The following is a 25,919-nucleotide window of genomic DNA, read 5'->3' as shown; positions in this document are numbered from 1 at the left end:
CGAATCAATTGAGTGTACTGTATTCGTCGTGTCAGACGGGGCGCTGCTCATCGAGTACTGCGACGACTGTGCGCGCTGGGTGCATCCGGCGAGCGGCGAATGCCGCGAGTGCGGGGGCTCGCTGGTCGCGCGAGCGGTTTCCGGGCGGGGCACCGTGTTCACCTATACGGTCAACCATCACCCGTACAACCCGGAGATCCCCACCCCCTACGTGATCGCCATCGTCGAGCTCGTCGAGCAGAGCGGTCTGCGGGTGGCCGCCAATATCGTTGACTGCGAACCGGATTCGGTGACCTGCGGAATGCCCGTCGATCTCCGGCCGGAACGAGGTAGCGGCGGCGCGGCGCAATTCGCGCCGGCCTGGCGCGCGGGTTAGTTGATCAGCGGATCACGCGGCATACCCAGGATCCGCTCGGCGATTTGATTGCGCGTCACTTCCGATGTGCCGCCGGCGATCGCCATGCCGCGGGCTCCCATCATCAACCGGCCGGACAGTGCGCCGGGACCGTCGGTCAGCGCGACCTCGGGACCCAGCAGCGCCGCCATGATCGCGGCGCCTTCCACCATGTGTTCGGCCAGCTTCAACTTGGTGACGTTGCCCTCCGGGCCGGGACCCGCACCCTCGACGCTGCGTGCGGCGCGCCGCAGGTTCAGCAGTCGCAGCGCGGTCTCATCGGCGAGATATGACCCCACTCGAATTCGCCCGCCCGCCAATCGGTCCGGCCGTTCGTTGGTGAGCTGCACCAGTTGGTCGGCCAGGCCCTCGTAGAACGAGCCGCTGCCGCCGATGCTGACCCGTTCGTTGCCCAGCGTCGCGCGCGCGACGGTCCACCCGGAGTTGGGCGTCCCGACGACGTCCTCGTCGGGGACGAACAAGTCGTTGAAGAAGACCTCGTTGAAGTCCGAGCCGCCGGTGATCTGCCGCAGTGGCCGCACCTCGACCTCGGGTGCCTTCATATCGACGATCACCGTGGTGATGCCGGCGTGCTTGGGAGCGTCGGGGTCGGTGCGCACGGTGGCCAGACCGCGCGCGCAGTAGTGCGCACCGCTGGTCCACACCTTCTGACCGTTGATCTTCCAGCCGCCGTCGACCCTGGTGGCTTTGGTCTTGATGGACGCCGCATCCGATCCCGCGTCGGGCTCGGAGAACAGCTGGCACCAGATCTCGTCCTTGCGCAGCGCCTTCTCCACGAACCTTTCTATCTGCCAAGGAGTTCCGTGCTGGATGAGTGTCAGGATCACCCAGCCGGTGATTCCGTAGTCGGGCCGCTTGATGCCGGCCGCGCGGAACTCCTCCTCGATCACCAACTGCTCGACGGCGTCGGCGGCGCGCCCCCACGGCTTAGGCCAGTGCGGCATCACGTAGCCGGTCTCGATCAGCTTGTCGCGCTGAGCCTCCTTGTCCAGGGCGGCGATCTCGGTGGCGTCGGCGCGGATGGAGGCGCGCATTTTTTCTGCTTCCGGCGGCAGGTCGAGGCTGTTTTCCCGGACGGCGCCGGCGGCGGTGCGTTCGAAGACGTCGGCGGCCGGTGCCTGAGGGCCACTGCCGCCGAACAGCGCCGTGGTCACCACCGCCCGGCGCAGGTGCAGATGCGCGTCGTGCTCCCAGGTGAAGCCGATGCCGCCGTGTACCTGGATATTGAGCTCGGCATTGCGAACATAGGCGGGGAAGGCCAACGCCGCGGCCACCGCGGCGATCAGCCGGAACTGCTCCTCATCCTCGGACGCCGCACGGGCAGCGTCCCAGACGGCGGCGATCCCGGACTCCGCGCCGACCAGCATGTTCGCGCAGTGATGCTTGACCGCCTGGAAAGTGGCGATGGTGCGCCCGAATTGCTGGCGCACCTTGGCGTACTCGACGGCGGTGTCGACGCAGTCCTGCGCCCCGCCCACCGCCTCGGCGGCCAGCAAGGTGCGGGCCCGCGCCAGTGCCGATTGCCGCGCCCCCGCCAGGATGTCGTCGTCGGAGACACGCACGTTCTGTAGCCGAACGCGTCCGGATCGCCGCGTCGGATCGAAGTTCCCCGGCACCTCGACCGAGACGCCGTCGCGGCCGCGCTCGAGCACCAGCACATCGTCGCCCGCGGCGATCAGCAGCAGCTCGGCAAGCCCGGCGCCCAAGACGATTCCGCCCTCACCCTCGGCCACGCCGTCGTTGACCTGCACCCGGCTGTCCAACCCGATGCCCGCCGTGACGGTTCCATCGATCAGGCCGGGCAGCAGCCGCGACTTCTGTTCGGCGGTACCGTCTTTGGCGACCACCGCGGACGCGATCACGGTGGGCACGAATGGCCCAGGCGCCACCGAGCGACCGAGTTCTTCGATCACCACCACCAGTTCCGGCAGCCCGAAGCCCGACCCGCCGTACTCTTCGTCGACGTGCAGGCCCAGCCACCCCAGCTCGACCAGGTGCTGCCAGAACCCGGGGCGAGGCTCGTCCGAGGCGTCGAGCAGCGAGCGTGCCGCCCAGCGCACCTTCTGCGAGGTCAAGAACCCGCGGGCTACTTCGGCGAGTTCACGATGGTCGTCGGTTATTGCGATACCCATGAGGGGCCCTCCTCGCGCCGCATGCCAGCCGGGTGTGATTGCCCCGCCACTCCCCGGACCGCTGCGCGGTCCGCATCGTCGGAGCTGAAGCTGGGTGGCCTGCCCCGCTTCGAGGGGAAGCGGGGCGGCTGCCTAAAGAGTGTACTTAATGCGAGGAGGGCCCCAACGGGGGGCGTCTATTTGGGCGCGAACCGCTGTCCGGCGTCCAGTCGCAGGCATTGGCCGTTGAGCATCGGGTTGTCCACGATGGCGGCGGCCAGCTTCGCGTACTCCTCGGGGCGGCCGAGGCGCTTGGGGAAGGCCGCGTCCTTGGTGAGCGCCGCCGCGAACTCGTCCGGAATGCCCTGGGTCAAGCCGGTGGCGAACAGGCTGGGCGCGATCGCCAGCACCCGGATACCCAGCGAGCCCAGGTCACGCGCCATGGTCAGGCACATGCCCGCGATGCCCGCCTTGGCGGCGGTGTAGGCGACCTGCCCGATCTGGCCCTCGAAGGCCGCGATGGAGGCGGTGTTGATGATGACGCCGCGCTCCTCGTCCTCGGGCTCGTTCTTGGCCATATGCGCGGCGGCCAGCCGGCTGATGTTGAAGGAAGCGACGAGGTTCAGGTCGATCACCGACTGGAAGGATTCGAGATCGTGCGGACCGGACTTGGTCATCGTCCGCTTGGCGATGCCCCCGCCGGCGGTGGTGACGATCGCGTGCAGGCCGCCGAGCTTGTCGACCGCGGTCTGCAGCGTCTCCTCGGTGCCGGTGAAGTCGGTGACGTCGACGGGGTAGAACGCACCGCCAAAGCCCTCGGCAACCGCTTTACCGTCGGACCCCTCGCGGTCGAGGACGGCGACATCCGCACCACGCGCGGCGAAAAGTTCCGCCGTGGCGCGCCCCATGCCCGATGCGCCGCCGATGACGACGGCCTTCTTCCCGTTGATCTCCATCCGGACGTCTCCCTTTCGGTTGTCAGATCCCTAGCAATCTGTAACGTTACGTAGGCACGCTAGCGTGTCCGTTCCCAAGGGCTGTCACCGAGCCATGCCAAGCTGACAACCGTGCTCCTTCTCGACGTGGCAACGACGTCAACCGACGTCGGGAGCACGTCGTCGCGGCTTTCCAAAGTCGCCCACATCGCCGGTCTGCTGCAGCGCGCGGCGCCGGACGCCACGTTGGTGGCCATCATCGTGTCGTGGCTCTCCGGTGAGTTGCGGCAACGCCAGATCGGCGTCGGCTGGGCGGCGTTGCGTTCACGCCCGCCGGCCGCCTCAGCGGCCACGCTGACCGTCACCGGGGTCGACGCCACCTTCTCCGAAATCGGCGCGGTGTCGGGCAAGGGCGCTCAGGCGCGCCGCGCCGCGCTACTGAACACCTTGTTCGCCGCCGCCAGCGACACCGAGCAGACCTTCCTACTCCGACTGCTCAGCGGCGAACTGCGCCAGGGTGCACTGGCCGGGATCATGACCGACGCGGTGGCCAAGGCCGCCGGAATGCCGGGCGCCGCGGTTCAACGCGCCGCGATGCTGGGCGGCGACCTGCCGTCGGTGGCAGCGGCAGCCCTGTCCGGTGAAGCCGCCGCGCTCGACGCCTTCACCCTGCGGGTCGGACGGCCGGTTGGTCCGATGCTGGCGCAGACAGCCACCAGCGTGGCCGACGCGATTGAACGCCATGGCGGGCAGGCGATTTTCGAAGCCAAGCTGGACGGGGCGCGAGTGCAGATCCACCGCGCCGGTGACCAAGTCACTGTCTATACCCGCAGCCTGGACGACGTGACCGCCCGGCTGCCCGAGGTGGTGGAGGCGACGCTGGCCCTGCCGGTCGACCAGCTTATCGCCGATGGTGAGGCGATCGCGCTGCGGCCGGACAACCGACCGCAGCGCTTCCAGGTCACCGCCTCACGGTTCGGCCGCTCGGTCGATATCGCTGCAGCCCTTGCCGCGCAGCGACTTTCAGTGTTCTTCTTCGACATCCTGCACCGCGATGGCGTTGACCTGCTCGACGCTCCGACCACCGACCGGCTGGCGGCCCTGGACGCGTTGGTGCCCCCGGCGCAGCGGGTCGACCGGCTGCTCACCTCGGACCCCGAGCAGGCTCGCAGCTTCCTGGACGCGACCCTGGCCGCCGGCCACGAGGGCGTGATGGCCAAGGCGCTGGACGCGCCATACCAGGCGGGTCGCCGCGGGGCGGGCTGGCTGAAGGTCAAGCCGGTGCACACGCTGGATCTGGTGGTGCTGGCGGTGGAGTGGGGTTCGGGGCGGCGCCGCGGCAAACTGTCCAACATCCACCTGGGCGCGCGTGACCCCGCTACCGGCGAATTCATCATGGTGGGAAAGACTTTCAAGGGCATGACGGACGCCATGCTGGATTGGCAGACCGCCCGATTCAGCGAACTCGCGGTCGGCGGGACAGACGGTTACGTCGTGCACCTGCGACCCGAGCAGGTGGTGGAGATCGCGTTGGACGGCGTGCAGAAGTCATCGCGCTACCCCGGCGGTCTGGCGTTACGGTTCGCCCGCGTGGTGCGTTATCGCGACGACAAGAGTCCCGCAGAAGCCGACACCATCGACGCCGTGCGCGCGCTTTATTGATCATGCGGCAACTAGAGTCTTGCGAATCTTGCTTTGTCGTCGGCGAATTCGGCCAGGATCGTCGCTGTCAACGTCGGCCGGACATCGCCGATGGCCTTCAGGTAATCGTCAGTGGTCGCGGGCTCTCCCCGGCCATGCGCCATTTCACGATCGAAGGCCACCTGGGCTCCCTTGCGGGCGGCGAATTCGATGTCGGCGGGAGTGAACAGCTCCGTCGCCGCGACCAGCTGGTCGACATCGATCGCCGAGTCGCCGTCGCCGAGATAGCGTTTCCACACAGCCGCGCGGGCGGGCTCATCCGGTGGGCCCACCGGAATGACATAGTCGAAGCGCCCGGGCCGCAAGAATGCCGAGTCCAGTGACTGGACCGAATTGGTAGCACACACCAGCAGACGCCCGTCGTGTTCACGAAATGACGGGATGAGTTTCAGCAGTTCGTTAGTGACGCCGGTTTCGGTGTTGCTCGCACCGGTGCGCGCGACCGCGATCTCCTCGACTTCGTCGATGAACAGCACCAGCTCATCGAGTTCGGCCAGTTCCCCGAACACTTCGCGAAGCGACGCCGCCAAACCGCCATCTGCAACCGCCGCCAGCCGGGACGGAAAGAGCTCGATGAACGGCCAGCCAAGCCGCGACGAAATACCTTTGGCGAAGCTGGTTTTCCCGGTCCCGGGCGGGCCGAACAAAATGACGGCCTTGGGCGGACGGACCCCATAGCGGTCGGCGATATCGGGGTGGGCCAGCGGGGCGATGATGCATTGTTCGATGATTTGCTTCTCTTGCTCCATCCCGGCAAGTTCCTGCCACAGGCCTGTCGGCAGCAACCGCCCGCCCAGCGCGGCAAGCATATTGGCCTGATCGGGCCGCAGGTGCTCGACCATCTCGTAGTACACAAGCCCGTCACGGCGGGTGTAGCCAGAATTTTCCAGAGCCGTCGAACCGGTCGCGCCCTCTGGAAGGATGGTGCAGATTTTGCGCACCCCCACCGAGCGCAGCCGCCGTTCCAGATCGGCCAGCAGTGCGCTGCCGATACCGCGATGACGCCACCGCGACGCCAGGGCCACCAACAGCACCCACGCCCGTTCGCCGTCGGTCCGCGCGACGGCCATGCCGACGACTTCGTCGCCCACCTCGGCGACCACCGCCGGCTGGCCGGACCGGGCGGCCGCCACCACCTCGGCGACCGCAAACACCGGCTCCGCCGACCCCGGATTGCGGCTTTGGTCCCAGATTTGAATGGCCTGATCCAAGTCGTCGTCGTCGTAGTCGCGCAGTCGCCACAACGGCATCAGACAACGGTAATGCCCGGGTTTCGTTGTGACCATGGGTGCGCTGTATCCACAACAGGCGCAGTTCGTTCAGCGCGCGTAGGGTTTCCGCCGTGGCAGTCACAGAGCAACAAAAAGACGTCAGCTACATCCACACCCACGACGACTTGCCACCCGTCGCAATCATCGACCGCTCCCCCATCACCCTGCGGCACAAGGTCGTGTTCGCGGTCATCGCGGTGCTCGGTGCCGTCGCCTGGGCGATCATCGCGTTCGCCCGCGGTGAGACGGTGAACGCGGTGTGGTTTGTGATCGCGGCGATCTGCACCTACCTGATCGGTTTCCGCTTCTATGCCCGGCTGATCGAGTTGAAGATCGTCCGCCCGCGCGACGACCACGCCACGCCCGCCGAGGTTTTCGACGACGGCACCGATTACGTGCCGACCGACCGTCGGGTGCTGTTCGGTCATCACTTCGCCGCCATCGCCGGGGCCGGACCGCTCGTCGGGCCGGTGCTGGCCGCCCAGATGGGCTACCTGCCGTGCAGCATCTGGATCGTCATCGGAGCGGTGTTCGCCGGCGCCGTGCAGGACTACCTGGTGCTGTGGATCTCCACTCGGCGGCGGGGACGCTCCCTGGGCCAGATGGCCCGCGACGAGCTCGGGGCCATCGGCGGCGTGGCCGCGATGGTCGGCGTTCTCGTCATCATGGTGATCATCATCGCGGTGCTGGCGCTGGTGGTGGTGCGCGGACTGGCCCAGAGCCCGTGGGGCGTGTTCTCCATCGCGATGACGATCCCCATCGCCCTTTTCATGGGCTGCTATCTGCGGTTCCTGCGTCCCGGCCGGGTCGCCGAAGTGTCGCTGATCGGCTTCGCGCTGCTGCTGCTCGCGGTCGGTTCTGGCAATTGGGTCGGCGAAAGCTCGTGGGGCGCCTCGTGGTTGAACCTGTCCCCGGTGACCGTCTCCTGGTTGATCGTCGGCTACGGCTTCGTGGCATCGGTGCTGCCGGTGTGGTTGCTGCTGGCGCCGCGCGACTACCTGTCGACGTTCATGAAGGTCGGCGCCATCGCGCTGCTCGCCGTCGGCATCTGCGTCGCGCGGCCACTCGTGCAGGCGCCCGCGGTGTCGCACTTCGCCTCTCGCGGCGACGGACCGGTGTTCGCCGGCTCGCTGTTCCCGTTCCTGTTCATCACCATCGCGTGCGGCGCGCTGTCCGGATTCCATGCGCTGATCTCGTCGGGCACCACGCCGAAGCTGCTGGAGAAGGAAAGCCAGATGCGCTTCATCGGCTACGGCGGCATGCTCACCGAATCGTTCGTCGCGGTGATGGCGCTGGTCAGCGCGGTGATCCTGGACCAGCACGTGTATTTCGCGCTCAACGCCCCGGCCGCGCAGACCGGCGGTACCGCCGCCACCGCCGCGCACTACGTCAACGGACTCGGGTTATCGGGCTCCCCGGCGACCGCGGATCAGCTCACCGCGGCGGCCACCAGCGTCGGCGAGAAGTCGATCGTGTCACGCACGGGCGGCGCGCCGACGCTGGCGGTCGGCATGTCGGAGGTGCTGTACCGGGTGTTCGGCGGCGCCGGTCTCAAGGCGTTCTGGTACCACTTCGCGATCATGTTCGAGGCGTTGTTCATCCTGACCGCCGTCGACGCGGGCACCCGGGTCGCCCGCTTCATGCTCTCCGATGCCCTGAGCAATCTGGGTGGCCCGTTCACCAAACTGCGCAACCCCAGTTGGCGCCCGGGCGTCTGGCTGTGCAGCCTGGCCGTGGCCGCGGGATGGGGCAGCATCCTGCTGATGGGTGTCACCGATCCGCTGGGCGGCATCAACACGCTGTTCCCGCTGTTCGGCATCGCCAACCAGCTGCTCGCCGCGATCGCGCTGACCGTCATCACCGTCATCGTCATCAAGAAGGGCCTACTGAAGTGGGTCTGGATCCCCGGCATACCCCTACTGTGGGATCTGGCGGTCACCCTGACCGCCTCGTGGCAGAAGGTCTTTTCCGAGGATCCGGCCGTCGGCTATTGGACGCAGCATTTCCAGTACCTGGCCGCCAGGACCGCCGGTAAGACGTCGTTCGGATCGGCCAAGAACCCCCATCAGCTCGACGACGTCATCAGGAACACCTTCATCCAGGGCACGCTGTCCATCCTCTTCGCATTGACCGTCATCATCGTGTTGATCGCCGGAGTCGTGGTCGCACTCGGGGCAATTCGCGGATCCGGCCGACCGTTGACCGAGGACGACCCGGTGCCGTCGAAGTTCTTCGCGCCGTCGGGTCTGATCGCCACCGCCGCCGAGCGTGAGTTGCAACGGCGTTGGGACGCGCCGGGCCAAAAGGTCGTGCCCAAGCCCGCGTCGCGGTCCTAAACTTGCGCGATGAGAGTCGGCATCGACTTCGGCACCACCCACACCGTCGTTGCGGCCGTCGACCGAGGCAACTATCCCGTCGTCTCCTTCGACGGAGTGGACGCGTGGCCGTCGATCATCGCCGCTAATGCCGCCGGGGAATTGCGCTTCGGCCCCGACGCTGCCGCCGTCCGTCACGAACCGGGATGGTCGGTGCTGCGCTCGTTCAAACGCTTGCTCAACGACGCCGGACCGCAGACCGAAGTCACCCTGGCCGGGCGTGACTATCGGCTGGCCGATCTTCTCACAGGTTTTTTGGCCCAGCTGAAAACCGATCTGCAGCGGCACTCGAACGCCACGGTGGCCCCGGGCGAAGCCATCGAAGCCGCCATCAGCGTGCCGGCCAACGCGTCGAGCGCCCAGCGCCTGCTGACGCTGGATGCCTACGTGGCAGCGGGATTCCATGTCGTCGCACTGCTCAACGAGCCCTCGGCGGCGAGCCTCGAGTATGCGCACAGGTACCGCTCCACGATCACCGCCAAGCGGGAGTACGTACTCATCTACGACCTCGGTGGCGGCACCTTCGACGCGTCGCTGCTGAAGATGACCGGGCACGCTAACGAAGTCGTCATCAGCGAGGGCATCCAGCGTCTCGGTGGTGACGACTTCGATGAGGCGATCCTCGAGCTGGTGCTGTCCGGGGCGCAGCTGTCCGGCGTCGATGCTGCCAAGCGCAACCTGCTGGCCGAGGAATGCGCCGCTCGCAAGGAGGCCGTCGGCCCGCAGACCCGCCGCTTTCTGGTAGACCTGTCCGCGGTCGACCGCCCGCCGTTCTCCTGCCCCATCGACGACGTCTACGAGGCGTGCGCGCCGCTGGTCGACCAGACGATGGAGTTGCTCAACCGGGTCCTGCACGACCCGGCGCGAGGCCGCAACGAGGTGAAGTGGTCGGAGGTGGCGGGCATCTACGTCGTCGGCGGCGCGGGCGGTTTCCCGCTGGTGTCCCGCATGCTGCGCAGCACCTTCGGCGACAAGCGGGTGAAACGCTCGCCGCACCCGTTCGCCGCCACGGCCATCGGTCTTGCCGTCTTCCTCGACAAGGAGTCCGGTTTCGCACTGTCCGAACGCTTCTCGCGCAACTTCGGCGTTTTCCGGGAGGCCGAGGCCGGCGCCGGCGTCGTCTTCGACCCGATCGTGTGCAAGGACGTTTCGCTTCCGGCCGACGGGAAATCCCCGCTGGTGGTGAGACGGAAATATCGAGCGGCACACAACATCGGACACTTCCGGTTCGTCGAATGCAGCCGCCTGGTCAATGGGCGGCCCGACGGCGACGTCACGCCCTATGACGCGGTGCTGTTTCCGTTCGACCCGGCCCTCTACGACCGGGAGGACCTCAGGCGACAGCCGGTCGGCCGCTGGCCGGACGGGCCCGACGTGGAAGAGCGCTACGTCATCGCCCCCAACGGTGCGGTGGAAGTGACGTTGACGACGCAGCCGGCCGGGTTCGAACGAACATTCCGCCTGGAGCGGTGCGCGTCCGCGAGTTGATGAGCCAGCCCACCATGCAGCTTTATGACGTGATGCGAACAACTTTCGCGGCACGCGAATTCACCGACGACCCGCTGCCCGACGAGGTGCTGGGACGCATTTTCGACAATGCCCGGTTCGCGCCCAGCGGCGGCAACAGACAAGGCGCCCACGTCACCGTGGTACGCGACGAACAGATTCGGCGCGAGCTGGCCGAACTCGGCAAGACCGCCGCTCGCCGCTATGTCGCACAGCTGCGGGCAGGTGAAAACCCTTGGAATTCAGTCCATCCCAGCGCGGTCCCGCAAGAGGTCATCGACGCGACCGAGATTCCCGACACGTTCGTGGCGCCGATTGCGAAAGCTCCTGTGGTCCTTGTTGTTTCGGTGGACCTATCCGTTGTCGCCGCGATCGATCAGAATCTGGACCGGGTCGGCGTCGCCGGCGGGGCATCGGTGTATCCACTGATTTGGAACATCTTGCTCGCCGCGCGCAGCGAGGGCTACGGCGGCACCCTCACCACGATGGCGATCGCGGCCGAAGAACAAGTCCGCCAACTGTTGGGCATCCCCGACCTGCATGCGGTGGCCGCCGTCGTGCCGCTCGGTAGACCGGTGCGCCAGCTGACCAAGCTGCGTCGCCGGCCGGTCTCAGAGTTCATCACTCGTGATCGATTCGACGGTCCGGCCTTTGAGGGGTGAGGGCCCACCACAACAGCGATAGCGTCGAACTATGACCGACATGGATTTGGACGCGCTGTCGACCCCCGACCACGGGTACACGGTCGACGACCGCGATGACGACGATCCTGTGCTACTGGACCGAGACGGCAAGCACATCGAAACGTGGCGCGAACGGTACCCCTACGACCACCGGATGCCGCGCGACGAGTACGAGCGGCTGAAACGGCGATTACAGGTTGAGTTGCTGAAGCTGCAGAAGCACAACAAGCGCACCGGCGGCCGACAGGTGATCGTGTTCGAGGGGCGCGACGCCGCTGGGAAGGGCGGGACAATTCAGCGGTTCATGGAGCACCTCAACCCGCGCAACGCGCGGGTGGTGGCGCTGGAGAAACCGACCGACCAGGAGAAGACGCAGTGGTATTTCCAGCGGTATATAAGCCATCTGCCGTCCGGCGGGGAGATGGTGTTGTTCGACCGCTCGTGGTACAACCGGGCCGGTGTGGAGCGGGTGATGGGATTTTGCACCCAGGACCAATACACCGAATTCATGGAGCAGGCACCGCTTTTCGAACAGATGCTGGTCGACAATGGGATAAACCTGACCAAGTTCTGGTTTTCGGTGTCGCCGGCCGAGCAGCGCACCCGGTTTGCCATCCGGTTGGTCGACCCGGTGCGGCAGTGGAAGTTCTCCCCGATGGACATGGAGTCGGTGAATAAGTGGGACGACTACACGGCGGCGAAGGAAGCGATGTTCGAGGCGACCGATACCGACGACGCCCCCTGGGTGGTGGTCCGAAGCAACGACAAGAAACGTGCCCGGATCAATGCGATGCGCTACGTGCTCGCCAAAGCCGACTACGCCGACAAGGACGATGAGGTGGTCGGCGAGCCCGACCCGTTGATAGTGGGCCGGGCACTGACCGACTGATCGAAAGGAGACGGCTGTTATGTCCACGTGGCTGATCACCGGATGCTCGACCGGTCTCGGGCGTGCGCTGGCCGAGGCTGTCATCGGCGCCGGCCACAACGCCGTCGTCACCGCGCGTGACCCGGCCGCGGTCGCCGACCTGGCCGAGTCCGCGCCCTCGCGGGTGCTCGCCGTTGCCCTCGATGTCACCGACCCCGCCCAGATCGCCGCGGCCGTGCAGCAGGCGCTGCAGCGTTTCGACCATATCGACGTGTTGGTCAACAACGCCGGCTACGGGTATCGCGCCGCGGTCGAGGAAGGCGACGACGCCGACGTGCGCGCGTTGTTCGAGACGCATTTCTTCGGCACCGTCGCCATGATCAAGGCCGTACTCCCCGGCATGCGGGCACGCCGCAGCGGGGCGATCGTGAACATCTCCTCGATCGGCGCCCAGTTGACGCCGGTGGGGTCGGGTTACTACTCGGCGGCCAAGGCCGCGGTCGAGGGCATGAGCGGAGCCCTTCGCGGTGAGCTTATGCCGCTGGGTATTTCGGTCACCATCATCGAACCGGGTGCGTTCCGCACCGATTTCGCCGGACGCTCACTGATCCAGTCGGCCACCGTCATCGATGACTACGCCGGCACCGCCGGGCGGCGGCGCAAAGAGAACGACACCATGCACGGCAACCAGCCCGGCGACCCCGCCAAGGCAGGCAACGCCATCATCGCCGCGGTCGAATCGCTTGAGCCCCCGGCGTTTCTGTTGCTCGGGCCCGATGCGCTGGCCGCCTATCGTTACACCGCGGACGCGCGGGCCGACGAGATCCGGCGGTGGGAAACGCTCACCAGCGGCACCGACTTCGCTGACCTCTAGCCGCGCAGCTGGGGCAATACGGCCTGTTCCCAGGCCGCGAAGAAGCCCTCCATGTCGGGACCGATCTGCTGTACATAGATCTCGTCGATGTCGGCGTCGATGTACTTGCGGACCTGGGCGATGTGCTGGTCGGGGTCCGGGCCGCAGGTGACGCTCTCGGCCACCGTCTCGGGTGGCACCAGCGACATGAGGGTCGCGAAATCCTTGGGGCGGGGCAGGATTTGCGATGTCTGACCGGGCAGTCCTTCGTTGCCCCACAATCGGTGCGCCGTCTTCAGCGCGGCGTCGGGGTCTTGGTCCCAGCACACCTTGGTGCCCGCCTGCACCGGCTTGTCACCGCCGCCGGCCTCCCGGAACTGCTTGACCAACTCGCCGTCGGGCATGGCGATGCTGTATCCGTCGCCGATGCGGGCCGCCAGTTGCACGGCCTGCGGGCCGAACGCGGAGACGTAAATCGGCACCGGCTGCTCGGGCCGGGTGTAGACCTGCGCTTCCTGCACCTCGTAGTGCTTGCCATGGTGACTCACCTCGCCACCTTTGTGCAGCTTGCGGATGACGTCGACCGACTCCTCCAGCATCTCGAGCCGGACACCGGCCGACGGCCACGGATCGCCCAGAATGTGTTCGTTGAGGGCCTCGCCGCTGCCGACTCCGAGTACGAAGCGTCCGTCGAGCTGCACGGCCGCGGTGGCCGACGCCTGCGCGATGATCGCCGGGTGGATTCGGATGGTCGGACAGGTGACGGCGGTGCTGACCGGCAGTGACGTCGCTTCCGACAGCGCACCGATCACTCCCCATACGAATGGGCTCTGGCCCTGTTCGTCGTTCCAGGGGTGATAGTGGTCCGAGATCCACAGCGCGTCGAATCCGGCATCCTGGGCGCGCTTGGCCTGGTCTACCAGCTCCTTGGGGCCGAATTGCTCGCAGGAAAGAAAGTATCCGATCTTGGTCATGGCGCCGGGCTACCCGCTCAACGCCTGCTTATGCATCGTCGACAGCGGACCCGTCACGGATACTGAAACCGGCCATCTGCTCAGAGATTTCGCCGACCGGGGGTTTGCCGCTTGGCGGCACCGGGACGCCGGCATCTGGGAACTGCCGGCCACCTCGCATTGATCGGGGCGGTGCTTGATCTGGAGTCATGAAGGCGCACCGGTTGCGCTTGGCGCCGCGGCAGGACGGTACGCCGCGGACGAACAGTGCGCCGCGGAAGGACAGTGCGCCACGGAAGGACAGTGCCTTTTGCCCGCCTCACAGCGACACCTCCGTGCTGCCACCGCGCGCCCGCGCCATTGTCGCTGCGAGGCGGGCAAAAGAGCGAATCCTTTCCAGCCGGTACAGGCGGGACTGGCGGGATAAATGTGGCCGCAGAAACGCCATCCGCCACACCCCTGCGTCGGCCGAGAACAGCTTCGCCGATTCGGAGAAGGCGGTTCTCCGCAGTCGAGAGACAGATTACGATCGCTGGTGACCTGTCACGGTCACGCCCCGAACCTTAACGATCGGAGTCCATCATCGACGCCTGGATTCTCGACGCGGTCCGCACGCCCCGCGGGCGTGGCCGCCCGGACGGGGGCCTGCACGCCGTCCATCCACAAGCCCTGCTCGCCCGCTGTCTCACCGCGCTGGCCGAGCGGGTCGATTTCGATCCCGCCGACGTCGACGACGTGATCGCGGGCAACGGCATCCTCAGCGGCGACCACGGCGACGACATCGCCCGCCTGTCGGTGCTGCTGGCCGGTTGGCCGGAGAGCGTTCCAGGGATGACGCTCAGCAGATTCTGCGGCTCGGGCCAGCAAGCGGTCACCGTTGCGGCGTCGGCCATCGCCGCCGGCAGCGAGGATCTGCTGATCGCCGGCGGTGTCGAGTCGATGTCGCGCTGGGACGTCACCGCCGGAGTCCCCACCATCGACGGCAACAACCCGGACCTTCGTGCACTGTATCCGACTGTCCCGCAGGGTATCTCGGCCGATCTCATTGCCACCTTGGAGGGATTCAGCCGCGAGACCGTCGACGCCTACGCCGCGCAGAGCCAACGCCGCGCCGCCGCGGCCATCGAACAGGGGCGCTTCGCGCGCTCGCTGGTGGACGTTCCGACACCGGACGGTTGCGTTGAACGTGACGAGCATCCCCGCCCCGGCACCACCACCGAGTCACTGGCCCGCCTCAAACCGGCCTTTGCCGCGATGGGTGCCGCGTGCGCCGAGGGTGAGCATCGCACGTTCGACGAGATCTGCCTGCAGCGCTATCCCGACATCGACCGCATCGATCACGTGCACCATGCCGGCAATTCCTCCGGGGTTGTCGACGGCGCCGCCGCGGTGGCGCTAGCCTCCTCGAACTGGATGCACACCCATCGGGTGACGCCACGAGCGCAAATCCGGGCCACCGCGGCCATCGGCACGGAACCGATCATCATGCTCACCGCGCCCGGGCCCGCCGCTCAGCGATGTCTGGAACGCGCGGGCATGACCGTGGCCGACATCGATCTCTGGGAAATCAACGAGGCCTTCGCCGCCGTTCCGCTCAAGACGATGCGCGATCTCGACATCGACCCGGAGCTGGTCAACGTCAACGGCGGCGCGATCGCGCTCGGCCACCCCATCGGAGCCACCGGCGCCATGCTGATCGGCACCGTGCTGGATGAGCTCGAACGTCGTGATCTGACAACGGGATTGGTGACCATGTGCACCGGCGGCGGGATGGGTACGGCAACGATCATCGAGCGGGTGTGACCATGCCCGACACTGTGGAGCTCGAACGGCCCCGAGACGGCGTGGTCATTCTGCGGTTGAACCGGCCACAGCGGCTCAACGCCATCGACGAGGCGATGCAGACCGAATTGCGCTATGTGCTCGGCGATCTGGCCGTCGACGCGGCAGTGCGCGCTGTCGTGCTGACCGGCGCCGGGCGCGGGTTCTGTGCGGGCATCGACATGCGCGACTTCGGACCCTCGATGCTGGAGGCGAGCGCACCCGCGCTGGACCGGATGCGCTTTCAAGAGAGGATGGCCGCACTCGCCGAAGCGGTGCGCGCGCTGCCGCAACCAGTCATCGCCGCGGTCAACGGCCCGTGCGTGGGGGCCGGACTCGCACTATGCCTGGCGGCCGACATCCGTATCTGCTCTGCGGCAGCTTCTTTCGGTAACGCCGCCATCCTGCTCGGGCTCTCGGGCGCCGAGATGGGGATGAGCTATCACCTACCGCGGATCGTCGGCACCAGTGTGGCGGCCGACTGGATGCTCACCGGCCGCACCGTATCGGCTACCGAGGCCGATCGCCGCGGTCTGGTCAGCGAGGTTGTCGAACCGGACGAGCTGGCCGACCGCGCGGTAGAACTGGCAGCGCTGATCGCGAGCCATGCTCCGCTCGGCGTGCAACTGACCAAGCGCACCATCCACGTCAACACCGACGCCCCGAACCTGGCATCGGCCATGGAACTGGAAAACCGCAATCAGGTGATCTCACACGCGACCGACGAAGCGGCCGAACGCCGCAAGAAGTGGTCTTCATGACCGGTCCCCTGCACGGCGTGCGCATCATCATGATGGGCGGGTTGGGGCCCGCGCCGTTCTGCGGAATGTTGCTGGGAGACTTGGGCGCCGACATCATTCGCATCGATGCGGTGGCCGGAGTCGACGGTCCGCTACCCGTCGACTACACGGTCCGCCGCAGTCAGCGCTCACTCGCCGCCGACGTGAAAGATCCTCGCGGCCGGGACCTTGTCCATCGACTGGCCGACGACGCCGACGCGTTCGTCGACGTATACCGGCCCGGGGTGGCCGAACGCCTCGGCATCGGTCCGGACACGCTGTGCCAGCGCAATTCCCGCCTGGTCTATGCCCGCATGACGGGCTATGGACAGGACGGGCCTATGGCCGGCCACGCCGGCCATGACATCAATTACCTGGCGCTGACGGGTGCCTTGCACGCTATTGGCACCGCCGAATCACCCGTTCCGCCACTGAATCTCGTCGGCGACTACGGCGGCGGCGGAATGCTGTTGGCGGTCGGGCTGCTGAGCGCGATCCTCGAGGCCCGCGAGTCGGGCAGGGGTCAGGTCCTCGACGTGGCGATGGTCGACGGCGTCGCCGCCCTGCTGACACCGTATTTCGGGATGCTGCCCGCCGGCACTTGGCGCGACCGGCGTCAGGACAATCTGCTCGACGGCGCCGCGCACTTCTACGGTACGTACGCCACGGCCGACGGCGGCCATATCGCCGTCGGCGCCATGGAACGAAAGTTCTACGCCGAACTGTGTGATCGGCTCGACGTGGATGTGCCCCACGACGATGACGAGCCGGCGGCGTGGGCCGCCCACCGCGAGGCACTGGCCGCACGCTTTGCCGAGAAGTCCCGCGCCGAGTGGGAGCGCCTCCTCGACTCGCCCGGAAGCTGTGCAACACCGGTACTTTCGCTGACCGAGGCGCCACGGCATCCACACCACGTCGCTCGGCAGACATTTGTCGAGCTTGACGACATCACGCAGCCCGCGCCGGCGCCCCGCTTCTCGCGGACCGCGCCCGGGCTGCCGGCATCGCCGTCGCTGCCCGGTGATCACACCCGGGCGCTGCTGGGTGAACTGGGCTTGGATGGCAACACCATCACCAAACTCGTCGACGCCGGCGTGGTGGCACAAAGCAAGAAGGGGTAACTGATGTCGTGGGACTTTTCCACCGACCCGCAGTGGGCAGAACAACTGGCTTGGGTCGACGGCTTCGTGCGCGAAGAGTGCGAGCCGATCGACCTGATCGTCAAGGAATCTCACGATCTCAATGACCCGGTGCGTCAGGCGCTGATACCGCCGTTGCAGGAGATCGTCAAAAAGCGGGGACTGTGGGCCACCCACCTGGGCCCGCACCTCGGCGGTCCCGGCTACGGGCAGGTGAAGTTGGCTCTGCTCAACGAGATTCTGGGCCGCTCGGAGTGCGCACCCATCGTCTTCGGCTCGCAGGCGCCCGATTCCGGCAACAGCGAAATCCTGGCGCACTACGGCACACCCGAGCTCAAGGAACGCTATCTGGAGCCGCTGCTGGACAACCGCATCATCTCGTGCTTTTCGATGACCGAACCGCAGGGCGGGGCCGACCCCAAAGTGTTTCGCACCACCGCGGAGCAAGACGGTGATCACTGGGTCATCAACGGCGAGAAGTGGTTTTCGTCGTTCGCCTCGATGGCGTCGTTCATCATCGTGATGGCGATGACCGATCCCGAGGCGCCGCCGTATCAGCGTTACTCGATGTTCGTCGTTCCCGGCGACACCCCCGGCATCAACGTGCTACGCGACGTCGGGTTGGGTTATCAGCCAATCGGCGGTGGGCGTGAGGGTTATGTCCGCTACGAAAACGTCCGCGTACCTGCCGACCACATGTTGGGGCCGCGGGGCGGGGCCTTCGTTGTCGCGCAGACCCGATTGGGCGGTGGGCGGATTCACCATGCAATGCGCACGGTGGGCCTGGTCCGCCGGATCTTCGACATGATCTGCGAGCGGGCTGCGTCGCGCTACACCCAGGGCGAGGTACTGGCCAACAAGCAACTGGTGCAGGAGATGGTTGCTGACTCGTGGATGGAGATCGAGGCGTTCCGCCTGCTGACCCTTCAAACCGCTTGGAAGATCGACCAATTCAACGACTATAAGGCCGTGCGAGCCGACATCTCGGCGGTGAAGGCAATGATGCAGAAGGTGCTGCATGATGTTTCGTCGCGGGCGCTGCAACTGCACGGGTCGTTGGGCACCACCCACGAGATGCCGTTTGTGCAGTATCTGGTGGAGTCCTTCGTGCTCGGACTGGCGGACGGTCCGACCGAAGTACACAAGGTAACGCTGGCACGGCTGTTGCTGAAAGACCGCGAACCCGCACCTGATCTGTTTCCCTCCGAACATCTATTGCGGTTGCGCGCGGCCGCGGAGGCGAAGTTCGCCGACAAGTTGGCGGGCATTCCGCGCAGCTGAGCAGCGAGCCCGATCAGACCTTCTTGGTAACACCGATGTAGGACAGCACCACGTCGGATTCGTCGGTCACTCGATTCAGCACTGCATAAGACCGGATGAACGACTCGCCCACGCACCCGTCGATCTTGACGTGGAAGTCGCTGACCATCACCCAGGGATTCGGTCCCCGGAACTGTTTCTTGACCACCGGCACCACAACCACCAGACCGGGTTTGAGCCCCACATTCAGCAAGCTCGAGGTCGGAAAAATGACCAACGGCAACAGGTCGAACGGCACACCGGTCACCGGCCCCGTCACACCCGGGGTAACACCGGCGCTCCCCCCGATCGTGACGCCATCGGAGGTGCTCATGTCGATGCCACAACCGATCTCGTACCCCACCTCGAGCACACCCTGGGGCTGTCCCGGCCCCACCAGCGAGCCGACGAATATCCCGCTGGCGAGATACTCACGCGACGACGTGGCGGTGGTCAACGGCGCCACCGGAACCTGCTTCTCGTCCTTAGCGCCCACCCCCAAGGTCCAACCGTCGGGGGTATTGAGGATTGCCGGCGGATTCGACGGCATCGCTCCCTCGACGTCCGGCGCTGCTTCCGCAGCGGCAGGAACGACGTCGGGATCTGCACCCGTCGTTGCCGCCGTGGGCAACGAAATCACCAGGCAGGCGGCAACCACCATCGCGCGACGAACCACCATGGACACGGGCCTCACGTGCGACACCGTACGCACCCGACGATTCGAGTCGCGAAATTTGCTGAACAGCCGGACGAAGTTGTTGTGTGTTTGTAACTGTTATGCGATGCGGTGCAAAGGTAGAGTTCAATTCCAAAGCCAACAATCCGGCCAGAAACCGAGGAGGCGGCGATGACGCTGCGCATGCGCGTTCGCGGATTGCTGGTTTGCGCGTCCACCATCATCGCCCTGCTGAGCTCCTCTGGCGTGGCCTACGCGAGCCCGAACGTCGATCCGCGACCCCAACCGCCGCCAGGGATGGACGAGATATGGAGCCCGTTTCCGACTACGTGGCAGAACCCATCCAATGAAGGCCAGCCCGTGAACGATACGGGCGATGTCGGAATGATCTGCGAAAATCTTCTGGTGCGCTGCCACTAATACCGGCGTTAAGCCAGCGTTGATCGGGCACGGTCGAGCAATCTCGGCAAAGTTGCTGCCATATCTTCCAACTCAGCTCGCGGCGATGATCGGCGGCGATTGTGCTTGACGATCAACGACCAGGTTGCGGCCGACTTGAAGCATGCCAGCGCGGTGAACCACGGCAAATCAGTTACCTGGCAACTCAACTCACTCTGGTAGAGCCCGGCGAGCTCGGCGATCGGCGGCACCGTGCCGTCGGGCCCCGCGACCCGGCGGTAGGTGTCAGGGTCGCTGTTGATCAGGAACCAGCCCACGTCGATGCGCGGATCGCCAATCGACCAGATCTCCCAATCGATCACGGCGTTCACCTGCGGCCCGGTCGCGAGCAGGTTGCCCAGCCGGAAGTCACCGTGCACCACCCGGGGCATCATCGCGCTCGGTGCGCAATCCAGCAGGGCATCACGCACTTTCGGCCAGTCGGGCACCAGCGCCGGGTCGACAGTCCGCAGCGTGTCGGACCACCGGTGGACTTCGGCGACCGGATCGACCACCGGTTCATCGCCCAGCCCGAGGTCCGTCGGCGCGAGTCTGTGCAGCGCGGCCATCGCCCGGCACGCATTTCGATACCGATCGGACAGACCTCCGGTCGACGGCAAACCGTCGAACAACGGTTCCACACAATCGCCGTCGACATGCGACATCACATACAACGGGGGTGTGTCGGGTGGATCCCCCGCGTCCTCGCACAGGACTGCCGGGACCGGAACACCGCTGCCGGCAAGCGCTTTGATGACACGGGCCTGGCGCAGTACGTCGCGATGCGCGACCGGTTCGACGCCCGGCGGAGCGACTTTGATCACCACACGTTCGCCATCCCTGGCGCCGGCGAAGGTCAGACCGGACGCTCCCCCGGCCAGCGGAGCGATGTCCAGGACACCAATCCGGTCGAGTCGCCGGCGCAGCTCGTCAAGATTGAGCTCGGCCATTCAGCCCGCCGGCGCCGTCCAGCCGACCTCGGCGAGGAAGGGCTGGGTGTGTGCGATGCGACCTGTCAGGGTCTTCGGATCACCCGTGCACAACCGGAACGCCGTCTCGGTGATCAGCGCGATGTCCTCGGTGTCGGTTTTGGCCAGGTCGAGGGTGCCGGCGCCGGGCGTCGCCACCGGATTGGACGGAGCGGCGGCATTGACCGCAATTCCGTCGTCGTACAGTTCAGCCGCAAGGCTTTTCGTCAATCGGTTGAGCGCCGCTTTGGCCGTACCGTAGATGCCGAAGCCCGCGGTCCGGTCGAATTCCGAGAACGGCGGCCCGGGCGGCAGGTCGCCGCCCACCGAGGTCAGGTTCACGATCCAGCCGCGGCCGCGGTCACGCATCGCGGGTATCGCCAACTGACACAGATGCAGCGGCCCGAGGACATGCATCTCCATCATCAGCCGGGCACGCCGCTCGGGGAACCCTTCCAGAGGCCGCAGGAACGTCACCGCGGCGTTGTTGACCAGGATGTCCGGGGCGCCGACGGCACTGACGACCTCGGCGAAAAGCCGTTCCCGGTCCTCGGATTGGGACAGGTCCGCTTGGACGGCGATGGCCTTTCCGCCCGCGGCGGCAATCTCGTCGCGGGTCTGGCTCAGCGACCCCTGGTATTTGGGATCGGGGTCCATCGTGCGGGCGGTCAACGCCACCGTCGCACCTTCCGAAGCCAGCCGCGCGGCGATTGCCCGGCCCAGACCCCGGCTGCTTCCGGTGACCAGAGCCACCATCCCGTCGCAGCGTCGTGCGCTCATCGTCGACCTCCTCCGAAACCGCCCGCCGTCGGAAACGGCTTCTCCGTATCAGAGAATGCCATTATCGGCGATCGAGGGAAAGCATTGCGTCACGGCTTTTCGAATCGCCCGTCATCGCCCCGACGCCGAGCGGCCCGCCGCCCGCGGCGCGCGTCCAGGGAGTAGTTGCCGGGGCCCGTAAAGACCAGCAGGAAGAAGGCGAAACAGAACAGGATCGCCAGGGCCCCGCCGTTGCCCGCCGGCGGATCGGCGACCGGCCACAGCGCCCGAGGTTGATGGATGGCGAAATAGGCGACCGCCATCTCTCCCGAGGCGACGAACGCGGCGGCGCGGGTGTACAACCCTGCGGCGATGAGCAGACCCGCGACGAGTTCGATCAGCCCGGCATACCACTCGGGCGATGCCGCGAACTCGATAGGGACCGGGGAACGGACGGGCCAATCGAACAGGCTTCTCGAGCCGTATGCGGCAAAGAGCAGGCCGTAGACGCATCGAAACAGACTCAGCGCGGCCGGGGCACAGCGAACCAGTTTTTGCTCGAGATTCTTCGTCACGATCGCGAACTCACGGTCACTGTCCAGTCCAGCAGGCGCCGCCAAAGCCGGCGCCGACTCGACGCCATGTTGTGGCAGTGCGCACTGTCGGCGATGACGAGGGTGGTGATGTCCGGGCAGCTGCGATAGAGGCCGGCCTCTGCGCGTGGGTCGGGTGAGACGTCGACGACGCCATAACCGACGAGCACCGGAATGTCGATCGATGCGGCATGCTCGGCGACGACACCGGGGATCATGGCGGTGCCGAAGATGCGCGGCACCATCGACTTTGCGGTGACGCAGTCCGCCGCGACGACGTCGGCGGGGACGTCAGCGAGGTGGAACCAACTCTGCAAATACTCGCGCGGACCCTCGAAGTACGTCTGCGGCAGTGCAGAAAGGATCTCGGAGGCCAACTCGGCGCGGCCTTGCGCGGTTGCCGCGCGGGCGATGAACGCCGGATCCAGGTTCAGCGGTGCCACGTGTTGATTGGTGCAGCCCAGAACCGCCATGCCGGCATAACTGCGAAACAGCGCTTGCTGGGTGATGGCCAAATACCCGCCCAGGGAATGCGCGATTGCGACCGGGGGCGCACAGATGCCGGTGGTGTCCGGCAAGGCGGAGACCGCGCATGCCAGCGTGGCGGCGATGTCGGTGAAATCGAAATCACCTGCGGGCTGCGAGCTTTCGCCGGTGCCCAACGGGTCGATGGTCACCACGGCGTACCCATTGCCGGTGGCGAAATCGGCAAAGCTGTATCCGTCATGGCCGGGGATGCGAAGGTCCCAGTATTCGCGACTGTAGGTACCGCCCGGCAGACAAACCAACACGGCGGGTGCCTTCGCGCCGGTGCGCACCGGATAGTAAGTCGCCGCCAGCGACGCTGTTTCCCCCATCACCTCGCTGACGTCAATCTTCAATTGATGCGCGGTAAGTGTCATCCGGCGCAATCCTTTCGAGTCAGCAGATGCCATCGGTTCCATGTCATGTAAATACGTACGTGTACACGGGTACGCAAGGAGGCGTTTTTGAGCTATTTATTTCTCTTCTGCGCCATATTCGCAGAGGTGATCGCGACCAGTCTGCTCAAGAGCACGGAGGGTTTCACACGACTGTGGCCGACCGTGGTATGCCTGGTCGGCTACGCCGTCTCCTTCGCGCTGCTCGCGTTGTCGATTTCGCGCGGCATGCAGACCGACGTCGCCTACGCGTTGTGGTCGGCCATCGGTACGGCTCTTATCGTGCTGATCGCCGTGCTGTTCCTGGGGTCCGCGATATCTGCGACCAAGATCGTCGGGGTCGGGCTGATCATCGCCGGAGTGGTCACACTGAATTTGACTGGCGCGCACTGACAGGCCGGCTAATCCGCCGTGGCAACCAACGATCCGCTGGCTCCTGTCGCAGACCTAAACCGCGTCGGGCGCGCGGTTGCCCGGTCGTCGGGTGCACGGGTCTTGACAGGCGTGGTTGATGCCCGGCACCAACTGATGCGCAAAGTCGGCGCCGGTGCGAATGGTCACCAGCGCGACGCTTCCGCCGACCACACACACGGCCGCGGCGATGATCATCGCCAACGAGAAGCCGGGGCCGAGGGGCGTCCCGGGGGCTGCGTTGATCCCGGCTGCGACCGGTAACACGGCGATTGCGAGAAGGTTCGCGATCCTCGAAACCGCGTTGTTGACACCCGAAGCGGTCCCGGCATAGCTCTCGGGAACAGCAGAAAGAACGGCTGCAGTCAGAGGCGCCACAGTGATCGCCAGGCCGACGCTGAAGATAACCACCGCGGGCAGCACTACAGCCAGGCAAGTTGCCCCGGGCACGATACGCGCCATCAACGCCAGACCGCCCGCAGCGACCAACGGGCCGACCGTCATGGGCAGCCTGGGGCCGGTCCGCTCCCCTAACGCACCGGCGAACGGGGAGCCGATCATCATGATGATCGTCATCGGCAACGTCGCCAGCCCGGCCGCGAGGGCAGAGTAGTGCAGGCTTTGTTGCAGCTGCAGCGTCAAGAGAAACAACGCACCGCCGATCGCCGTGTACACAGCCAAGGTGGTGAGGTTGGCGCCGGTGAATTGCGTCGAGCGGAAAAGCTTCGGGGGCAACAGCGGTGACCGTACGCGCCGTTCAATCATGGGAAAAGCGACCAACGCCGTCAGCCCCACAAATGCGGGGGTGACAGTCACGAACGACCAACCGCGCGAAGGCGCCTCGATCAGCGCGAAGATCACCCCCGCCAGGCCGATCGTGACGGCGGCAGTCCCGGGGATGTCGGGGCCGCCCCGTGCGGTTTGATCGTGAGATTCCGAGATATGCCGCGTCGCGATCCATGCCACCACGACGGCCAGCGGAAGGTTCAAGAGGAAAACCCAGCGCCACGACGCCGCGTCGACCAGCCAGCCGCCGATGAAGGGACCCAGCGCCGTCGTCACGCCGGACATGCCCGCCCACAGACCGACGGCACGGCCGCGGTCGCTGTCGATGATGCCGGCGTCGATCAGCGCAAGACTGCCGGGGACCAACGCCGCCGCGCCGACACCCTGCACCAGCCGAGTTCCGATCAGCCATCCGATCGTCGGCGCCAAACCGCAGCCGAGAGAAGCCACGCTGAAAACCACCAGTCCGGCAAGAAAGACCCGCCGCCGGCCGTACCGGTCGCCTGCAGCGCCTCCGCAGAGGAGCAAGGCGCTCAGCGTCAACAGGTAGCCATCGAGGACCCACTGTTGGCCGGTCAGACCCCCACCAAGCTCCCGGCCGATGGTAGGCAGCGCGACGTTGACCACGGTCGCGTCCAGCAGCGCAATTCCCGAACCGAGGACAGCCGCGGCGATGAGCCAGCGCGCACCGGCCGACGCCAACGGCAGTTGACGTGGCCCTCTCGATTCACCGCCACCAGGCCGCTCCACGGGTGAGGATTCTGCGCCATGGGGTCGCCGCCCGGTCTCACCGACCCCGGCTGGCAACGCTGTCTCGTCGCCAGTACGTGTGATTCCGTTCACGTTGCAGACGTCAATTCCGCTCCGGATGTGCAAATATCGCTGCAACACTGTCGGTCTGTCGCCACCGGGCGTGTCGCGGCCCGGGGCGTTACTGCCCGCCATCCCCTAGCGAGTAGGACCCGCCATGACCGATGTCGATCAGACGCCCTCCGATGGTCTCTCGCCCGGCATTCCCAGCCGGGCCGACTTGGTTGAGCACTCTCGCACCGGGATGAGCGCGGCCGCGTTGCAGCGGGCGATCAACGACCACTTGCGGTACTCGATCGGGCGTCCGGCGGCCGCGCGGCGGCCCGAGCACTATTACCGCGCGCTCGCGCTCGCGGTCCGGGACCGCATGCAGGACCGCCGGGTAGCCTCGACGCAGACTTCACTCGACCTCGGCCGCAAGGTGACGTGCTATCTGTCGGCGGAATTCTTGATGGGTCCGCAACTGGGCAACAATCTGCTGAACCTGCGCATGGAGCGGGCAGCACACGAGGCGCTGGAAGCGATGGGCCAAGATCTTGACACGGTTCTGGCCTGCGAGGAGGAACCGGGACTGGGCAACGGCGGCCTCGGCAGGCTCGCCGCCTGCTACCTGGATTCGCTGGCCACCCTGGAACGCCCGGCGATCGGCTACGGCATCCGCTACGAATTCGGCATCTTCGACCAGGAAATTCACGACGGCTGGCAGGTCGAGCAGACCGACAACTGGCTGTCCAACGGAAACCCTTGGGAGATCGCCAAACCCGACGTCAGCTTCCTGGTCAAGTGGGGCGGCTACGCCGAGCACTACGCCGACGACAACGGCCGCGATCGCGTCCGCTGGGTGCCGGG

Annotated in this window: 24 protein-coding genes; 14 read left to right on the top strand and 10 right to left on the bottom strand. The window is 66.3% G+C overall.

The annotated features are described in order from the left end of the window. Positions 1 to 28: 28 nt before the first annotated feature. On the top strand, positions 29 to 376 hold the full coding sequence (locus A5625_RS14235) for a Zn-ribbon domain-containing OB-fold protein (RefSeq protein ID WP_066994645.1): 348 nt from the start codon (positions 29 to 31) through the stop codon (positions 374 to 376). Here A5625_RS14235 and A5625_RS14230 read toward each other — a convergent pair. Both A5625_RS14230 and A5625_RS14225 read right to left on the bottom strand, forming a co-directional pair. After that, the gene (locus A5625_RS14230; protein WP_066994644.1) at positions 373 to 2,547 is read right to left on the bottom strand and encodes an acyl-CoA dehydrogenase; all 2,175 of its coding nucleotides are present in this window, start codon (positions 2,545 to 2,547) and stop codon (positions 373 to 375) included. The genes A5625_RS14235 and A5625_RS14230 overlap by 4 nt on opposite strands. 176 nt (positions 2,548 to 2,723) lie before the next feature. After that, a complete protein-coding gene (locus A5625_RS14225) occupies positions 2,724 to 3,482 on the bottom strand; it encodes an SDR family NAD(P)-dependent oxidoreductase (RefSeq protein ID WP_066994641.1) in 759 nt (252 codons plus the stop codon). Positions 3,483 to 3,593: 111 nt separating this feature from the next. Between A5625_RS14225 and A5625_RS14220 the strand changes: the two genes are divergently transcribed. Beyond that, the gene (locus A5625_RS14220; RefSeq protein WP_066994638.1) at positions 3,594 to 5,123 is read left to right on the top strand and encodes an ATP-dependent DNA ligase; all 1,530 of its coding nucleotides are present in this window, start codon (positions 3,594 to 3,596) and stop codon (positions 5,121 to 5,123) included. Positions 5,124 to 5,134: 11 nt separating this feature from the next. Here the strand turns inward: A5625_RS14220 and A5625_RS14215 are convergent, their stop codons facing one another. Then, positions 5,135 to 6,412, bottom strand: a complete 1,278-nt coding sequence (locus tag A5625_RS14215) for an ATP-binding protein (RefSeq protein ID WP_066994635.1) — start codon at positions 6,410 to 6,412, stop codon at positions 5,135 to 5,137. A 92-nt stretch (positions 6,413 to 6,504) separates the two neighbouring features. Here A5625_RS14215 and A5625_RS14210 point away from each other — a divergent pair, with 92 nt between their 5' ends. Genes A5625_RS14210 through A5625_RS14190 form a run of 5 tightly spaced genes read left to right on the top strand, consistent with a single transcriptional unit; the run spans position 6,505 to position 12,739 of the window. Further along, positions 6,505 to 8,769 carry a carbon starvation CstA family protein gene (locus A5625_RS14210; protein ID WP_066994632.1) on the top strand — a complete coding sequence of 755 codons (2,265 nt, stop codon included), beginning with the start codon at positions 6,505 to 6,507 and terminating at the stop codon, positions 8,767 to 8,769. A gap of 9 nt (positions 8,770 to 8,778) precedes the next feature. Next, positions 8,779 to 10,296, top strand: a complete 1,518-nt coding sequence (locus tag A5625_RS14205; RefSeq protein ID WP_066994629.1) for an Hsp70 family protein — start codon at positions 8,779 to 8,781, stop codon at positions 10,294 to 10,296. Between the two features lie 14 nt (positions 10,297 to 10,310). Continuing rightward, positions 10,311 to 10,976, top strand: a complete 666-nt coding sequence (locus tag A5625_RS14200) for a nitroreductase family protein (RefSeq protein ID WP_197516106.1) — start codon at positions 10,311 to 10,313, stop codon at positions 10,974 to 10,976. 31 nt (positions 10,977 to 11,007) lie between these two features. Further along, the gene (gene ppk2 / locus A5625_RS14195; RefSeq protein ID WP_066994623.1) at positions 11,008 to 11,886 is read left to right on the top strand and encodes a polyphosphate kinase 2; all 879 of its coding nucleotides are present in this window, start codon (positions 11,008 to 11,010) and stop codon (positions 11,884 to 11,886) included. Between the two features lie 19 nt (positions 11,887 to 11,905). Continuing rightward, positions 11,906 to 12,739 carry an oxidoreductase gene (locus A5625_RS14190; RefSeq protein ID WP_066994619.1) on the top strand — a complete coding sequence of 278 codons (834 nt, stop codon included), beginning with the start codon at positions 11,906 to 11,908 and terminating at the stop codon, positions 12,737 to 12,739. On the opposite strand, the gene A5625_RS14185 is transcribed toward A5625_RS14190, so the two are convergent. Next, entirely contained in the window at positions 12,736 to 13,692 is a 957-nt protein-coding gene (locus A5625_RS14185) for an LLM class F420-dependent oxidoreductase (RefSeq protein WP_066994617.1), read from the bottom strand. The genes A5625_RS14190 and A5625_RS14185 overlap by 4 nt on opposite strands. A gap of 558 nt (positions 13,693 to 14,250) precedes the next feature. On the opposite strand from A5625_RS14185, the gene A5625_RS14180 reads away from it, so the two are divergent. From A5625_RS14180 to A5625_RS14165, 4 genes are read left to right on the top strand one after another with little or no spacing between them, the layout of a single operon-like run. Beyond that, positions 14,251 to 15,474, top strand: a complete 1,224-nt coding sequence (locus A5625_RS14180) for an acetyl-CoA C-acetyltransferase (RefSeq protein WP_197516105.1) — start codon at positions 14,251 to 14,253, stop codon at positions 15,472 to 15,474. A gap of 2 nt (positions 15,475 to 15,476) precedes the next feature. Continuing rightward, positions 15,477 to 16,253: an enoyl-CoA hydratase/isomerase family protein gene (locus A5625_RS14175; protein WP_066994611.1), complete on the top strand. Its 777-nt coding sequence runs from the start codon at positions 15,477 to 15,479 to the stop codon at positions 16,251 to 16,253. Beyond that, complete coding sequence (locus A5625_RS14170; protein ID WP_066994608.1) at positions 16,250 to 17,392, top strand: CaiB/BaiF CoA-transferase family protein; 1,143 nt, start codon at positions 16,250 to 16,252, stop codon at positions 17,390 to 17,392. Before A5625_RS14175 ends, A5625_RS14170 begins: the two co-directional genes overlap by 4 nt. 3 nt (positions 17,393 to 17,395) lie before the next feature. Next, positions 17,396 to 18,691, top strand: coding sequence for an acyl-CoA dehydrogenase family protein (locus tag A5625_RS14165; protein WP_066994605.1), 1,296 nt, complete (start codon positions 17,396 to 17,398; stop codon positions 18,689 to 18,691). Between the two features lie 13 nt (positions 18,692 to 18,704). Here A5625_RS14165 and A5625_RS14160 read toward each other — a convergent pair whose 3' ends face one another. Next, positions 18,705 to 19,388 carry an MspA family porin gene (locus tag A5625_RS14160; RefSeq protein WP_066994805.1) on the bottom strand — a complete coding sequence of 228 codons (684 nt, stop codon included), beginning with the start codon at positions 19,386 to 19,388 and terminating at the stop codon, positions 18,705 to 18,707. 168 nt (positions 19,389 to 19,556) lie between these two features. On the opposite strand from A5625_RS14160, the gene A5625_RS14155 reads away from it, so the two are divergent. Continuing rightward, positions 19,557 to 19,805, top strand: coding sequence for a hypothetical protein (locus A5625_RS14155; protein WP_066994602.1), 249 nt, complete (start codon positions 19,557 to 19,559; stop codon positions 19,803 to 19,805). Positions 19,806 to 19,813: 8 nt separating this feature from the next. On the opposite strand, the gene A5625_RS14150 is transcribed toward A5625_RS14155, so the two are convergent. The 4 genes from A5625_RS14150 to A5625_RS14135 all read right to left on the bottom strand — a co-directional run bounded on the left by A5625_RS14150 (position 19,814) and on the right by A5625_RS14135 (position 23,045). Beyond that, positions 19,814 to 20,773, bottom strand: a complete 960-nt coding sequence (locus A5625_RS14150) for a phosphotransferase family protein (RefSeq protein ID WP_066994600.1) — start codon at positions 20,771 to 20,773, stop codon at positions 19,814 to 19,816. Next, the gene (locus tag A5625_RS14145; RefSeq protein WP_066994591.1) at positions 20,774 to 21,571 is read right to left on the bottom strand and encodes an SDR family NAD(P)-dependent oxidoreductase; all 798 of its coding nucleotides are present in this window, start codon (positions 21,569 to 21,571) and stop codon (positions 20,774 to 20,776) included. It lies immediately after the preceding gene. Between the two features lie 89 nt (positions 21,572 to 21,660). Next, positions 21,661 to 22,125 carry a DoxX family protein gene (locus A5625_RS14140; RefSeq protein ID WP_066994588.1) on the bottom strand — a complete coding sequence of 155 codons (465 nt, stop codon included), beginning with the start codon at positions 22,123 to 22,125 and terminating at the stop codon, positions 21,661 to 21,663. Further along, positions 22,122 to 23,045, bottom strand: a complete 924-nt coding sequence (locus A5625_RS14135; RefSeq protein ID WP_082984407.1) for an alpha/beta hydrolase — start codon at positions 23,043 to 23,045, stop codon at positions 22,122 to 22,124. The genes A5625_RS14140 and A5625_RS14135 overlap by 4 nt, the downstream gene beginning before the upstream one ends. An 87-nt stretch (positions 23,046 to 23,132) precedes the next feature. Here A5625_RS14135 and A5625_RS14130 point away from each other — a divergent pair, with 87 nt between their 5' ends. Continuing rightward, positions 23,133 to 23,456: a multidrug efflux SMR transporter gene (locus A5625_RS14130; RefSeq protein ID WP_066994583.1), complete on the top strand. Its 324-nt coding sequence runs from the start codon at positions 23,133 to 23,135 to the stop codon at positions 23,454 to 23,456. A gap of 54 nt (positions 23,457 to 23,510) precedes the next feature. On the opposite strand, the gene A5625_RS14125 is transcribed toward A5625_RS14130, so the two are convergent. Next, a complete protein-coding gene (locus tag A5625_RS14125; RefSeq protein WP_232003688.1) occupies positions 23,511 to 25,010 on the bottom strand; it encodes an MFS transporter in 1,500 nt (499 codons plus the stop codon). Between the two features lie 304 nt (positions 25,011 to 25,314). Here A5625_RS14125 and A5625_RS14120 point away from each other — a divergent pair. After that, the coding region (locus A5625_RS14120; RefSeq protein WP_197516104.1) for a glycogen/starch/alpha-glucan phosphorylase at positions 25,315 to 25,919 on the top strand (605 nt) is incomplete at its 3' end.

Origin of the sequence: Mycobacterium sp. 1465703.0, assembly GCF_001672975.1 — a bacterium.
GTDB lineage: Bacteria > Actinomycetota > Actinomycetes > Mycobacteriales > Mycobacteriaceae > Mycobacterium.
The sequence above is the reverse complement of the archived record's forward strand: the minus strand, read 5'-3'. Positions and strand labels throughout refer to the sequence as shown.

What these genes read in the sequence shown, in the direction of transcription:
- A5625_RS14215 (WP_066994635.1), bottom strand. Translation starts at nt 6,412, where the DNA reads ATGCCGTTGTGGCGACTGCGCGACTACGACGACGACGACTTGGATCAG.
- A5625_RS14175 (WP_066994611.1), top strand. Translation starts at nt 15,477, where the DNA reads ATGCCCGACACTGTGGAGCTCGAACGGCCCCGAGACGGCGTGGTCATT.
- A5625_RS14170 (WP_066994608.1), top strand. Translation starts at nt 16,250, where the DNA reads ATGACCGGTCCCCTGCACGGCGTGCGCATCATCATGATGGGCGGGTTG.
- A5625_RS14230 (WP_066994644.1), bottom strand. Translation starts at nt 2,547, where the DNA reads ATGGGTATCGCAATAACCGACGACCATCGTGAACTCGCCGAAGTAGCC.
- A5625_RS14150 (WP_066994600.1), bottom strand. Translation starts at nt 20,773, where the DNA reads ATGGCCGAGCTCAATCTTGACGAGCTGCGCCGGCGACTCGACCGGATT.
- A5625_RS14145 (WP_066994591.1), bottom strand. Translation starts at nt 21,571, where the DNA reads ATGAGCGCACGACGCTGCGACGGGATGGTGGCTCTGGTCACCGGAAGC.
- A5625_RS14200 (WP_197516106.1), top strand. Translation starts at nt 10,311, where the DNA reads ATGCAGCTTTATGACGTGATGCGAACAACTTTCGCGGCACGCGAATTC.
- A5625_RS14190 (WP_066994619.1), top strand. Translation starts at nt 11,906, where the DNA reads ATGTCCACGTGGCTGATCACCGGATGCTCGACCGGTCTCGGGCGTGCG.
- A5625_RS14155 (WP_066994602.1), top strand. Translation starts at nt 19,557, where the DNA reads ATGACGCTGCGCATGCGCGTTCGCGGATTGCTGGTTTGCGCGTCCACC.
- ppk2 (WP_066994623.1), top strand. Translation starts at nt 11,008, where the DNA reads ATGACCGACATGGATTTGGACGCGCTGTCGACCCCCGACCACGGGTAC.
- A5625_RS14160 (WP_066994805.1), bottom strand. Translation starts at nt 19,388, where the DNA reads ATGGTGGTTCGTCGCGCGATGGTGGTTGCCGCCTGCCTGGTGATTTCG.
- A5625_RS14225 (WP_066994641.1), bottom strand. Translation starts at nt 3,482, where the DNA reads ATGGAGATCAACGGGAAGAAGGCCGTCGTCATCGGCGGCGCATCGGGC.
- A5625_RS14185 (WP_066994617.1), bottom strand. Translation starts at nt 13,692, where the DNA reads ATGACCAAGATCGGATACTTTCTTTCCTGCGAGCAATTCGGCCCCAAG.
- A5625_RS14205 (WP_066994629.1), top strand. Translation starts at nt 8,779, where the DNA reads ATGAGAGTCGGCATCGACTTCGGCACCACCCACACCGTCGTTGCGGCC.
- A5625_RS14135 (WP_082984407.1), bottom strand. Translation starts at nt 23,045, where the DNA reads ATGACACTTACCGCGCATCAATTGAAGATTGACGTCAGCGAGGTGATG.
- A5625_RS14165 (WP_066994605.1), top strand. Translation starts at nt 17,396, where the DNA reads ATGTCGTGGGACTTTTCCACCGACCCGCAGTGGGCAGAACAACTGGCT.